The sequence below is a fragment of the Streptomyces sp. O3 genome, from assembly GCF_054788135.1.
Genome location: NZ_JBTVYK010000095.1, coordinates 1 through 13146, shown reverse-complemented (window position 1 = coordinate 13146; position 13146 = coordinate 1). Strand labels below are relative to the sequence as shown.

Sequence of the window (13146 nt, the reverse complement as noted above, 5' to 3'; positions counted from 1 at the left end):
CCCCCCTTTTTCACGCAGAAGCCGGCATACGCGATGACCTGTAGCGTCTCGTGGGCTCGGAGTTGTGTATAAGAGACCGGCCCGGACGGCCGACGGCCTCGCCCGGTCATCCGGCCGGACCGGTTGGTCCGGCCGGTCCGGCTCATTCGGCCGGCCCCCGCGGCGGCTCGCCCGACGAGGAGCGCCCGCGCCGAAGGCTGCCCATGGTCCTGGCGGGTGTCGTGGGTGTCCTCGCGGTCGCCGCGGCGGCCTGGTTCCTCACCGGCCTCGGCGGCGACGACGACCAGGACCCGCAGTCCCAGCCGCCCACCAGCGCGCCGCCGACCAGCGCCGCCCCGCTGCCCGTGGGCGTCGAGTGCAGCGGCGCCGACTGCGCGGGCAAGGACCCGGAGGCGATGGGCTGCGGCGGCGAGTACGCCGCCACCAGCGCTCGGACCACCGTCGGCACGACCCTGGTCGAGGTCAGGTACAGCAAGGTCTGCGGGGCCGCCTGGGCGCGGATCCAGCAGGGGGCGGCCGGCGACACCGTCACGATCTCGGCCGCGTCGGTCACGGGCGAGGGCGGCACGCAGACCGAGAAGCTCGGCGTGCCCGGCGGTACGTACACCGCGATGGTGCCCGCGAAGAGCGCGGCCGACGTCAAGGCCTGCGGAACCCTGCTGTCCGGCCAGAAGGGCTGCACGGAGACGGATCCGGCGCAGCAGACGGAGGCGGAGACGAAGACGGCGACGGAGACGGTGACGGAATAGCGGGAGCGGAACGAGCGGGCCACCCTGCGGATCGCCCCTGTGGATCGCCCCTGTGGGCCGGGCCACAGGGGTTGGGGAGTGTAGGGGGCCGGGGTTCGGATAGCCTGACCGTTGGATCTCTCTTGACGTCGAGGGAAAAATCGATCATCTGATCGCTGGATCGCGCCCCGCGTCCGGGAGGTCCCGCACTCGGGGACAGAACCCCAACCCGCCAGCTGTCTTACGGAGATCGCCATGACCCGCACTCCCGTGAATGTCACCGTCACCGGCGCGGCCGGACAGATCGGCTACGCGCTGCTCTTCCGCATCGCCTCCGGTCACCTGCTCGGCCCGGACGTGCCGGTCAAGCTCCGCCTGCTTGAGATCACCCCGGCGCTCGGCGCCGCCGAGGGCACCGCGATGGAGCTCGACGACTGCGCCTTCCCGCTGCTCAAGGGCATCGACATCTCGGACGACCCGAACGTCGCCTTCGACGGCGCCAACGTCGCCCTCCTGGTCGGCGCCCGCCCGCGCACCAAGGGCATGGAGCGCGGTGACCTCCTGGAGGCCAACGGCGGCATCTTCAAGCCGCAGGGCAAGGCCATCAACGACCACGCGGCGGACGACATCAAGGTCCTGGTCGTCGGCAACCCGGCCAACACCAACGCGCTCATCGCGCAGGCCGCCGCCCCGGACGTACCGGCCGAGCGCTTCACCGCGATGACCCGCCTGGACCACAACCGCGCGCTCTCGCAGCTCTCCAAGAAGACCGGCGCCGCCGTCTCCGACATCAAGCGCCTCACCATCTGGGGCAACCACTCGGCGACCCAGTACCCGGACATCTTCCACGCGGAGATCGCGGGCAAGAACGCCGCCGAGGTCGTGGGCGACGAGAAGTGGCTGGCCGACGACTTCATCCCGACCGTCGCCAAGCGCGGCGCCGCGATCATCGAGGCCCGCGGCGCGTCCTCGGCCGCGTCGGCCGCCAACGCCGCCATCGACCACGTACACACCTGGGTCAACGGCACCGCTGATGGCGACTGGACCTCGATGGGTATCCCGTCGGACGGCTCGTACGGCGTCCCGGAGGGCCTCATCTCCTCCTTCCCCGTCACCGCCAAGGACGGCAGGTACGAGATCGTCCAGGGCCTGGAGATCAACGACTTCTCCCGCGCCCGGATCGACGCCTCGGTCAAGGAGCTCAGCGAGGAGCGCGACGCCGTGCGCGGCCTCGGCCTCATCTGACGGCCGGTTCCGGCAGGAACCGAGGTCCCGGTCCGCGAGGGCCGGGACCTTTCGTGTGTACGGCCGCCGACCGGGTCCAGAGTGCCGCCCGCTTCCCCTATGCTGTGACCCAGGCCACAACAACGCCCGTGCCGCGTAAGGCAATTGGAGCCCCAGGGGGAAGCGTTGGCGCAGACAGCCGTGCCCCAGCAGCCGGAGCCGCCGCGCCCGCCGGGCCAGCCCGAACCGCCGCCGCGTTCGCCGGAGCGGCGGGACGGCCCTCCGCCGCTCCCCGCGACGCCGCCCGGCGTCAGCGAGGCCACCCGGCTGCTCTGCGCGGGCAGTTACCTCGACGAGACCTACCGCGACGCGGTCATCGACGAGCTGTATGTGCACGAGGAGCGCATCGCCGCACCCTCGCTCGGCTGTGACGCGGCCCGCGTTCTCGCCCACGCCCTGCGCGCCCGCCGCACGGAACTCGGCTGGGCGGCCGGGATCGTCCTGGTCTGGGGCATCGGCGCGGTGCTCGCCCCCGAGCTGATGCTGCTCGTGCTGATGCCCTGCCTGCTGCTCGCGGCGGCCGACCGGCTGCGCGGCGACCAGGAGTCGCCGCCGCTGTACCGCAGGGTGCTCGCCTGGCTGCTGCGCTGGTGGGGACGGCTGGTGCTGCTGATGCTGCTGGTCGTGACGGTGCGACTCGGCTTCGGCGCGGAGGCCTCAGGCGCCCTCGCCGAAGTCGTCGACGTGTTCCTGCCGGACGCCGTCCCCGCACTGCTCAGCGGCTGGGACGGGCTGGTGAAGCCCTTCGAGGCCTGGGTGGCGATGGTCGCCCTGCTGCTGGTGGGGCTCTGTCTGTCCGCGCAGCGCGGACAGTTCGCCAGGGCGCTCGCGGGCGAGCTGCACCCCAGCCGGTTCGCGGACATGGCGAGCGACCCCGCCGAGACGTCGCCGGGGCCGCGCTTCCAGCGGCTGCGGCAGCGCATCCGCGTCGAGCAGCACGCCCCGCTGGTGATGTACCACGCGGGCCGCCCGTTCTGCGGCGCGGGCATCCCGTACGACACCTGGACCCTCGCGGTCGAGCTGCGGCCCGACGCCGACCGGGACACACCCCCGGAGCCGGTCGGCAACCGGGCGATCCTGGAACGCGTCCGGCCGCTGCTCGCCGGGCTGCGGCTGCCGTCGCCGCGGGCGGGGGACGCCGTACGGGACCGGCTGCGGCAGCTGGAGATCGACGAGTGCGTGTTCCTGCCGGTGGCCGGGCTGCCGCGGCGCGACCTCGCCCCGTACGACGACCGGGTGTTCGAGGCGCACCGGGCCGACGCGGTCGAGGAGGGCGGCGAGATCCGGCGGCACTTCCTGCGGATCAGGGTCGGCGGCTGGGAGGAGGAGCTCGTCACGACCGTGTTCGTACGGGTGCACACCCAGGGCGGGATGCTGATGCTGGAGATCGCCCCGCATGTGCTGCTGCCGGTGCGCGAGGACTTCGAGAACGCCGACCGGATCGCGCACCAGTACCGCCACAACAGCCTCCTGGGCAAGGCCGCCTGGGCGCTGGTCAGGGTGCCGCGCTCGCTGCCGTTCGCGCTCGCCACGCTGGCCCGCGGGTCCGCGCTGACCTGGCGGATCGCGACCGGCGGCTACGGCGGGGCGCTGCCGGACGGGCCCGCGGTCTCGGTGCGCGAGCTGGGCGCGGCCGATGGCTGCTCGCTGTTCCAGGACATGGACGTACGCCGCTACCTCAAGGCCGTCCAGGACCGGGTGGCGGGCGGGGTGCGGCAGGCGCTGCGGGAGGCGGGGTACCACACCGACGAGTTCGTCCAGAAGGTCACCCACGTCAGCGGCGGCGGCGTGCTCATCGAGAAGGCGCAGGGCGCGTTCGCGGTCGGCAGCCACAACACGATCACCAACAACGCGCCGCAGGGCGCGAGGAGCGACCGGGGAGGCGACGATGGCACATGAGAACGGCCGGAGCGGAAACGGCGGCCAGGGCGGAAGCGGCAGTCAGGGCGGCCAGGGCGGCCAGGGCGGAAACGGCGGTCAGGGCGGCCGGGGCGGTGTCCACATCCGCGATGTGCGGGGCGCGTTCGCGATCGGCGACCACAACAGCGTGGTCAACCAGACGGGCGCCGCGCCGGTCGACCCCGCGCACGCGGAGCTCCTCAGCGCGGTACGGGAGCTGCGCGCCGACCTGGCCCGGCTGAACGCCACGGACGAGACGGCCGCGCTGGACGGCGCACTGGCCGACGCGGAGGACGAGATCGGCCGCACCGGGCGGGCCGACCGGGGGCTGCTCGGCCGGATCGGGCAGGCGCTGAGCCAGGCGGGCGCGGTGACCGGGCTGCTGGCGTCGGCCACCGCGCTGTCCGAGTCGGTCCGCGCGCTGGCCGGGAGCTGACCGTGGGCGGCAGCGGCGAGGTGCGCTGGAACGCGCACACACAGCGCTGGGAGTCCACGGCCCCGCACCGCCGCCGCCCCTTCACGGCCCCGCCCCCGCCACGCCCCACGTCCGACCCGAGCGCCGGGTCCGAGGCGGCCGGGACGGCCGGGACGGCCGGGACGTCGTGGCAGCAGGTGGGGACGGCGGCTCCGGGGGGTCCGCTGGGGGGTCCGCCGCCGCGGCCGTGGCGGCGGCGGGCTGTGGTGGTGGTGCCGGTCGTGGTCGCCGCGCTGCTGGCGGGGCTCGGGGTCTGGCTGCGGTTCGGCCAGGGCGACGACGGGCAGCCGGACGCGACGGGCGTCACCGGCAGCGGTTCCCCCGGCACGCCGCCGAGCCTCACCGCCGGGGCCCCGCCCGACCCCTCCCGGCTCCCGTCGCCGTCCTCGCCCCCGTCCTTGTCCCCGTCCCCGTCTCCGTCCCTGGCTTCCTCTCCTGCGTCCTCGGGGCCTCCGCCCGGATTCCAGTCCTTCACCGAACCGGAGTTCGCCATCGACGTACCCGAAGGCTGGGAGCGCCGTACCGAGCCGGGGCAGGCGGGCGTCACCGTCTACTTCTACGAGGAACCGGGCGGCGGACCGCGCTTCCTCCAGGTCTTCCCGGTCACCGAGGAGGGCTACACCCCGCGCAAGGCGCTCGCCGTGACCGACGAGATCAAGCGCGACGGGCCGGACACCGGCTACGTCCGCAACTCCCTGCGCGACGTCCGCGTCAGCACCCGCGCGGGCGCCCCCCAGGGACCCGCCGCCGAGCTGGACTACTCGTACGACAGCGACAAGTGGGGCACCAGGCTCCGGGTCCTGGACCGGGTCTTCCACGCCGACGGCGACACCCTGTACGCGGTCCTCAGCAGCGGCCCGGCCGACGAGTGGCCGACCCAGCGCCTCGTCCTGACCGCGGCCGTCGGCTCCTTCTGCCTCCCCACCGTCTGCTGACCGTCCGCCCCTCGGGCCCGTACAGGACGTAACCGCAGAAGTCACCGAAGGTTACCGGCCCCTCACGGACACGGCATCCGTGAGGGACGTCACGGGAGCCGCGGAGCGCGAGATTCCTAGCGCAAAACCACCGCGTTGACTAGGGCAAATCACTACTTTCTCGGGTGAGCGTGTGATATTTGGCCCACACCGGAAGTGACCCGACCCACTTTAGGCAATCACTACGCATGCTTTCCTCGATCAGGGGCAGCAGCCCTGGGCTGCCGGGTAACGGCGGTGAACATGACGGGAACGGAAGGCCAAAAGCGACGTGTCGGGACAACAGACCATCCATGTGGACGGGGAGTGGCGTAACGCCACGGCAGGAGCCACTCGCGAGATCCTCGATCCCGCGGACGCCAAGCCGTTCGCCACGGTCGCCGAGGGCGACATCGCGGACGCGAACGCCGCGATCGACGCCGCGCGCCGCGCATTCGATCACGGAGAGTGGCCGAAGACGCCCGTCGCCGAGCGCGCCGCGCTGCTGCGCCGCGTCGCCGACCTCCTGGTGCGCGACCGCGAGAAGATCGGCCTCCTGGAGAGCCGGGACGCGGGCAAGACCGTCGAGGAGGGCCGGATCGACGTCGACTGCGTCGCGGACGCCTTCCGTTACTTCGCCGACCTCGTCATCGGCGAGGGCGCGGGCCGTGTGGTCGACGCGGGCTCCGACACCGTGCACAGCGTCGTCGTCCACGAACCCGTCGGCGTCTGCGCGATGATCACGCCCTGGAACTACCCGCTGCTCCAGGCCAGCTGGAAGATCGCCCCGGCGCTCGCCGCGGGCAACACCTTCGTCATCAAGCCCAGCGAGGTCACCCCGCTGACCACCGTCGCCCTGATGGAGCTGCTGGTCGAGGCCGGTCTGCCGGCCGGTGTCGGCAACCTCGTCACCGGCCCCGGACACACCGTCGGCGCCCGCTTCGCCGAGCACCCGGACGTGGACCTGATCTCCTTCACCGGCGGCCTGGTCTCCGGCACCAAGGTGGCCCAGGCCGCCGCCGTCGGCGTCAAGAAGGTCGCCCTGGAGCTGGGCGGCAAGAACCCGAACGTGGTCTTCGCCGACTTCTGCGCCACCGAAGAGGGCTTCGACACCGCCGTCGACCAGGCCCTGAACGCCGCCTTCATCCACAGCGGCCAGGTCTGCTCCGCGGGCGGCCGCCTCATCATCGAGGAGTCGGTCCGCGAGCGCTTCGTCACCGAACTCGCCCGCCGCGCGGCTGAGATCCGCCTCGGCCGGGGCACCGAGGACGGCGTCGAGTGCGGCCCGCTCGTCTCCCAGCAGCAGCTGGACAAGACCGAGGGCTATGTCGCCTCCGCCCTGGAGGAGGGCGCGGTGCTGCGCACCGGCGGCAAGCGCCCCGAGCCCAGCGACGTACGCCCCGCCACCGGCTACTTCTTCGAGCCGACCGTGCTCGACCAGTGCCACCGCGAGATGCGCGTCGTCCGCGAAGAGGTCTTCGGGCCCGTCCTGACCGTGGAGACCTTCCGCACCGAGGACGAGGCCGTCGCCCTCGCCAACGACACCGAGTACGGCCTCGCCGGAGGCGTCTGGACCGCCGACGCCGGGCGCGCCCGGCGGATGGCCGCCCGGCTGCGCCACGGCACCGTCTGGATCAACGACTTCCACCCCTACCTGCCGCAGGCGGAGTGGGGCGGCTTCGGCAAGTCCGGCGTCGGCCGCGAGCTCGGCCCGGCCGGTCTCGCCGAGTACCGCGAGAGCAAGCACGTCTACCAGAACCTGGCGCCCGAGCCGGTGCGCTGGTTCGCAGGCTGAGAACGTCCCCGCGGTACGGGTCGTGCCGTGCCATGCCACGCGCGCACGGCACGACCCGTACCCCCCTCATACGCGCAGCACCTTGCCGAATTTGCACGGAGTGGAGCAGTACAGCATGTCTCAGAACGCCACCTACGACTACGTGGTGATCGGCGGCGGCACCGCCGGATCGGTGATCGCCTCGCGGCTCACCGAGAACCCCGACGTCACCGTCGCGGTCATCGAGGGCGGACCCAGCGACATCGACCGCCAGGACGTCCTCACGCTGCGCCGCTGGCTCGGCCTGCTCGGCGGCGACCTGGACTACGACTACCCGACCGTCGAGCAGCCGCGCGGCAACTCGCACATCCGGCACAGCCGGGCCCGTGTACTCGGCGGCTGCTCCTCGCACAACACGCTGATCTCCTTCAAGCCGCTGCCGTCCGACTGGGACGAGTGGGAGGCCAACGGCGCCGACGGCTGGAACGCCGCGGCCATGGACCCGTACTTCGCCAAGCTGCGCAACAACGTGGTCGCGGTCGACGAGAAGGACCGCAACGCCATCGCCCGCGACTTCGTCGACGCCGCCCAGGCCGCGCTCGGCGTGCCGCGCGTGGAAGGCTTCAACAAGAAGCCCTTCGACGACGGCGTCGGCTTCTTCGACCTCGCCTACCACCCCGAGAACAACAAGCGCTCCAGCGCCTCGGTCGCGTATCTGCACCCGCACATCGAGGCCGGCGACCGCCCGAACCTGCACATCATGCTGGAGACCTGGGCGTACAAGCTGGAGCTGGACGGCACCCGCGCCCGCGGCGTGCACGTGCGCACCAAGGACGGCGAGGAGATCCTCGTCGAGGCCAGCCGCGAAGTCCTGGTCTGCGCCGGTGCGGTGGACACCCCGCGGCTGCTGATGCACTCCGGCATCGGGCCCCGCGAGGACCTCGAAGCGCTCGGCATCCCCGTCGTCGTCGACCTGCCGGGCGTCGGCGAGAACCTGCTCGACCACCCGGAGTCGGTCATCGTCTGGGAGACCGACGGGCCCATCCCCGAGAACTCCGCGATGGACAGCGACGCCGGACTCTTCGTCAAGCGGGACCCCGAATTCAAGGGCCCCGACCTGATGTTCCACTTCTACCAGATCCCGTTCACCGACAACCCCGAGCGCCTGGGCTACGAACGCCCCGAGCACGGCGTGTCGATGACCCCGAACATCCCCAAGCCCAAGAGCCGCGGCCGCCTCTACCTGACCAGCGCCGACCCCGAGGTCAAGCCCGCCCTCGACTTCCGCTACTTCACGGACGAGGACGACTACGACGGCGACACCCTCGTCGACGGCATCAAGATCGCCCGCGAGATAGCCAAGACCGAGCCGCTCGCCCACTGGCTCAAGCGCGAGGTGTGCCCCGGCCCCGAGATCACCACCGACGAGGAGATCAGCGAGTACGCGCGCAAGGTCGCGCACACCGTCTACCACCCGGCGGGCACCTGCAAGATGGGCGCCGCCGACGACGAACTCGCCGTGGTCGCCCCCGACCTGACCATCCGCGGCCTCGACGGAATCCGCATCGCCGATGCCTCCGTCTTCCCGACCATGCCCGCCGTCAACCCGATGATCGGCGTGCTCATGGTCGGCGAGAAGTGCGCGGACCTGCTGACCGGAAGTGATAACCGATGACCGCGACCCTCGACAAAACCAGCCCCGTGCCCGCCCCCGAGGACACCGACGCCGTCTTCACCGTCCGCAACCTGTGGAAGGTCTTCGGCCCCAAGGCCGACCGCGTCCCCGGCGATGCCTCGCTCGCCGGCCTCAGCACGGCCGAGGTGCGCGAGCGCACCGGCTGCACCGCCGCCGTACGCGACGTCTCCTTCGACGTCCGCAAGGGCGAGGTCTTCGTCGTCATGGGCCTGTCCGGCTCCGGCAAGTCCACCCTGGTGCGCACCCTGACCCGGCTCATCGAGCCGACCAGCGGCGACCTCGCCATCGACGGCGAGGACGTGATGGCCATGGACAAGGACCGGCTGCGCGAACTGCGCCGCACGCGGGCCGCGATGGTCTTCCAGCACTTCGGCCTGCTGCCGCACCGCACCGTCCTCGACAACGTCGCTTACGGCCTGGAGATCCAGGGCATGGCCAAGGACGCCCGCCGCGCCCGCGCCATGGAACTGGTCGCCAAGGTCGGCCTCGAAGGCCTGGAGCAGCGCCGCCCGTCCCAGCTCTCCGGCGGCCAGCAGCAGCGCGTCGGCCTGGCCCGCGCACTCGCCGTCGACCCCGAGGTGCTGCTCTTCGACGAGCCGTTCAGCGCCCTCGACCCGCTGATCCGCCGCGACATGCAGGAAGAGGTCGTCCGGCTGCACCGTGAAGAGGGCCGCACCATGGTCTTCATCACCCACGACCTGTCCGAGGCCCTCAAGCTCGGCGACCGCATCATGCTGATGCGCGACGGCGAGATCGTGCAGCTCGGCACCCCGGAGGAGATCGTCGCCAACCCGGCCGACGACTACGTCCGCGACTTCGTCCGCGACGTCCCCCGCGAGCAGGTCATCTCGGTGCGCCGCGCCATGCGCCCCGCCGAGGGCGACGAGGCCGAGTCCGGCCCGGCGCTCACCCCCGACACGCTGGTCGTCGACGCCATCGAGGCCGTCGCGCGCGGCGGCGCGCACTGCCGCGTCGTCGACGAGGGCCGCACCCTCGGCGTGGTCGACCACGCGCGGCTGCTCGCGGTGGTCGCCGGGATCGACAGCGATACCAAGGGCAAGGAGGTGACCGCCATATGAGTACCAGCACCACCCCTGCCCCCGCCCTCGACAAGACCGACGGCGCCGCCGCGGACACCCCCGCCCAAGGCCCCGCCCAGACCCCCGGCGCGCTGGCCCGGCTGACCGGCAGCCCGAAGCTGATGGCGCTGCTGGCGGCGGTGCTGGTCCTGGTCGTCAGCGCCGCCACGATCGGCGCCACCGCCTGGCCGGAAGCCCTCCAGGTCGACGTCAAGACGCCGCTGACCGACCTGAAGCACTGGCTCGACGACAACCGCGAGACCCATCCGGTCTTCCTCTACTTCCTGCTGCACGTCAGCAACTTCGCCGAGTCCTCCTACGAGTCGCTGGTCGACCTGTTCCTGTCGATGGGCTGGGTCGGCGTCACCCTCGCGGGCACGCTGACCGCCTGGGCCGCGGGCGGCGCCGACCGGTCGCGGCGCGCGCTGCGCACCGCCGCCACGGCCCTGGGCGTGTTCGCCGCCGTCGGCGTCCTCGACATGTGGGAATCCACGATGGAGACGCTGGCCCTGATGACCGTGGCGGTCCTCGCCTCGGCCGTCGTCGGCCTCCTCCTCGGCCTCGCCTCCGGGCTCTTCGACCGCTGCGAGAAGCTGCTGCGTCCCGTCTTCGACGCGATGCAGGTCATGCCCGCGTTCGCCTATCTGCTGCCGCTGATGCTGCTGTTCGACATCGGCACCGCGTCCGCGCTGATCGCCACGGTCATCTACGCCGCGCCGCCGATGGCCCGGCTCACCTCGCTCGGTCTGCGCGGCGCCGACCCGGCGGCCCTGGAGGCGTCCCTGTCGCTGGGGGCCAGCCCCTGGCAGCAGCTGATCACCGCGCGGCTGCCGCTGGCCCGCAAGCAGATGCTGCTCGGCCTCAACCAGACGATCATGATGTGTCTGTCGATGGTCGTGCTGGCGTCGCTGATCGGCGCCGGAGGCCTCGGCGACGAGATCTACACGGCGCTCTCCGGGCAGGACGTGGGCAGCGCGCTCACCGCGGGCACCTGCGTCGTCCTGGTCGCGGTCCTCCTGGACCGCACCACCGCGGCCGCGGGCGAGCGCCTCGACGCCGACACCACGGCGGGCGTCTCGCCGGTCTTCAAGACCCTGCGCCGCGGCGTATGGGGCCTGGTCCTGCTGGTCGTGGCCCTCTTCTCGTTCCTCGGCGCCCGGATCTCCACCGAGGTGTGGCCCGAGGCCTGGACGCTGGACATCACCGGCGAGCTGCAGACCGGCGCCGACTGGGTCGTCGACCACCTCGGCTCCGGCATCCCGCTCATCGGCGGCACCCTGACCTGGGCCGACGGCTTCGCCGAGCATGTACTCAACCCGCTCCGCGACGGCCTGGCCGCCTCCCCCTGGTGGGCCCTGGTGCTGCTGGTCGCCGTGATCGGCTGGATCGTCGGCACCTGGCGCGCGGCCCTCACCGGCACCCTGTGCCTCGCCGTGATCGGCGCGTTCGGCCTGTGGGGCCGCTCGATGGACACGCTCTCGCAGGTGCTCGCCGCACTGATCGTCACCGTCGTGGTCGGCGTGCTCGTCGGCGTGCTCGCCTCGTCCGTGCCGTGGGTGGAGCGGGCGCTGCGCCCGGTGCTCGACGTCATGCAGACCATGCCGCAGTTCGTGTACCTGATCCCGGTGATCGCCCTGGTCGGCCTGGGCCGCACCGCGGGCGTGCTGGCCGCCGTCCTGTACGCGGCCCCGGCCGTCATCCGGATCACCACCCAGGCCCTGAACCAGGTCGACCCGACGGTCCTGGAGGCCTCCAGGTCGCTGGGCTCCACCGGCAGGCAGCAGCTGCTGAAGGTGCGGCTGCCGATGGCCAGCAAGGGTCTCCTGGTCGGCGTCAACCAGGGCGTCGTCCTGGTGCTGTCGATGGTCGTCGTCGGCGGCATGGTCGGCGGCGGCGCGCTCGGCTACGACGTGGTCTACGGCCTCCAGAAGAGCGACCTCGCACGGGGTCTGCCCGCCGGAGTCGCCATCGTCTGCCTCGGCATCATGTTCGACCGGCTCTCCCAGCCGCGTCGCAAGACCGGTCAGCGCTGACCGCTTCCCCCCAGATCCCCCACCCCCACCCCCACATCCCCACCTTTACGGAAAGCTGAGAACTCTGATCATGAACAGCAAGCGGATACGCATCTCCCTCATCGCCGGTACCGCCGCGGTCGGCATGGTGGCGCTCAGCGCCTGCAGCGCCGCCGAGACCGGCGGCTCGTCCGCCGCGGGCAAGGTCACCCTGGCGCAGCCCGCCTGGGCCGGCGCCGAGGCCAACATCGCGGTGGCCAAGAAGCTGCTCGAGGACGAGCTGGACGTCGACGTCAAGGTCTCCCAGATGACCGAGGCCACCGCGTTCAAGGCCCTCAACAGCGGCAAGGCCGACGCCCTCCTGGAGGACTGGCACGGCAACCCCGAGGAGCTGAAGACGTACGTCGACGAGAAGAAGACGGTCGTCTCCGCGGGCAACCTCGGCGTCAAGGGCCACATCGGCTGGTACGTCCCGAAGTACTACGCCGACAAGCACCCCGACGTCACGAACTGGAAGAACCTCAACAAGTACGCCGAGGACTTCAAGACCTCCGAGAGCGGCGACAAGGGCCAGTTCATCGGCGCCGATCCGGGCTACTCGCAGCACGACACCGGCATCATCAAGAACCTGAAGCTCAACTTCAAGCACGTGCCGAGCGGCAACGAGGCCGCCCAGCAGAAGGAGATCGAGCGCCTCTACAAGGCGAAGAAGCCCTTCCTCACCTACTGGTGGGTCCCGCAGCTGCTGCAGAATCAGATCGACCTGGTCGAGGTCGAGCTGCCGGAGTACACCGAGGGCTGCAACGAGCCGGTGGAGGAGGCCGACTGCGGCTACCCGCAGGTCGACCTGGAGAAGTTCATGAGCAAGGACTTCAGCGACGGCGACAGCGACGCCGCGAAGTTCCTGAAGAACTTCGAGTGGTCGAACGAGGACCAGGACAAGGTCGTCACCTACATGAAGGTCGACAACATGAAGCCGGAGGACGCCGCCGCCAAGTGGATCAAGGAGAACAAGTCCACCTGGGAGCAGTGGATCCCGAAGAAGTAACGGCCCGCTGAACTGACAGCGCGCTGAACCGACCGGTGCCGGGCGCCCCCGCTGTGGGGGCGCCCCGCCCCCGGCGGGGCGGGCGGCGGGGCGGCTGGCCGGACTCCGGTCAGGCGGCGGACGCCGACCCCACGCGGCCCGCTCCGGCCGACCGCCCCGACCGGGGCCGGCCTGCCCCGGTCCGCCCCGTGCCGACCC

The 13146-nt window shown here is 71.8% G+C and carries 10 protein-coding genes; all 10 read left to right on the top strand.

From position 1 onward, the window contains the following. Nucleotides 1–203: 203 nt before the first annotated feature. Nucleotides 204–749, top strand: a complete 546-nt coding sequence (locus ACX6XY_RS29260) for a DUF2690 domain-containing protein (RefSeq protein WP_460337365.1) — start codon at nt 204–206, stop codon at nt 747–749. Nucleotides 750–983: 234 nt separating this feature from the next. After that, nucleotides 984–1973 carry a malate dehydrogenase gene (locus tag ACX6XY_RS29255; protein WP_460337362.1) on the top strand — a complete coding sequence of 330 codons (990 nt, stop codon included), beginning with the start codon at nt 984–986 and terminating at the stop codon, nt 1971–1973. A 165-nt stretch (nt 1974–2138) separates the two neighbouring features. After that, nucleotides 2139–3911, top strand: a complete 1773-nt coding sequence (locus tag ACX6XY_RS29250; protein WP_460337359.1) for a hypothetical protein — start codon at nt 2139–2141, stop codon at nt 3909–3911. Then, the gene (locus tag ACX6XY_RS29245) at nt 3901–4347 is read left to right on the top strand and encodes a hypothetical protein (protein WP_460337356.1); all 447 of its coding nucleotides are present in this window, start codon (nt 3901–3903) and stop codon (nt 4345–4347) included. The genes ACX6XY_RS29250 and ACX6XY_RS29245 overlap by 11 nt, the downstream gene beginning before the upstream one ends. 2 nt (nt 4348–4349) lie before the next feature. Further along, nucleotides 4350–5321 (top strand): hypothetical protein, encoded by a 972-nt coding sequence (locus ACX6XY_RS29240; protein WP_460337353.1) that lies wholly within the window; start codon nt 4350–4352, stop codon nt 5319–5321. 310 nt (nt 5322–5631) lie between these two features. Continuing rightward, complete coding sequence (locus tag ACX6XY_RS29235; protein WP_460337350.1) at nt 5632–7134, top strand: aldehyde dehydrogenase family protein; 1503 nt, start codon at nt 5632–5634, stop codon at nt 7132–7134. A 115-nt stretch (nt 7135–7249) separates the two neighbouring features. Then, nucleotides 7250–8788, top strand: coding sequence for a GMC family oxidoreductase (locus ACX6XY_RS29230; protein ID WP_460337348.1), 1539 nt, complete (start codon nt 7250–7252; stop codon nt 8786–8788). Then, nucleotides 8785–9888: a quaternary amine ABC transporter ATP-binding protein gene (locus ACX6XY_RS29225; protein ID WP_460337345.1), complete on the top strand. Its 1104-nt coding sequence runs from the start codon at nt 8785–8787 to the stop codon at nt 9886–9888. Before ACX6XY_RS29230 ends, ACX6XY_RS29225 begins: the two co-directional genes overlap by 4 nt. Further along, nucleotides 9885–11921 (top strand): ABC transporter permease, encoded by a 2037-nt coding sequence (locus ACX6XY_RS29220; RefSeq protein WP_460337343.1) that lies wholly within the window; start codon nt 9885–9887, stop codon nt 11919–11921. The genes ACX6XY_RS29225 and ACX6XY_RS29220 overlap by 4 nt, the downstream gene beginning before the upstream one ends. Before the next feature lie 70 nt (nt 11922–11991). Next, the gene (locus tag ACX6XY_RS29215) at nt 11992–12948 is read left to right on the top strand and encodes a glycine betaine ABC transporter substrate-binding protein (protein ID WP_460337340.1); all 957 of its coding nucleotides are present in this window, start codon (nt 11992–11994) and stop codon (nt 12946–12948) included. Nucleotides 12949–13146 lie beyond the last annotated feature (198 nt).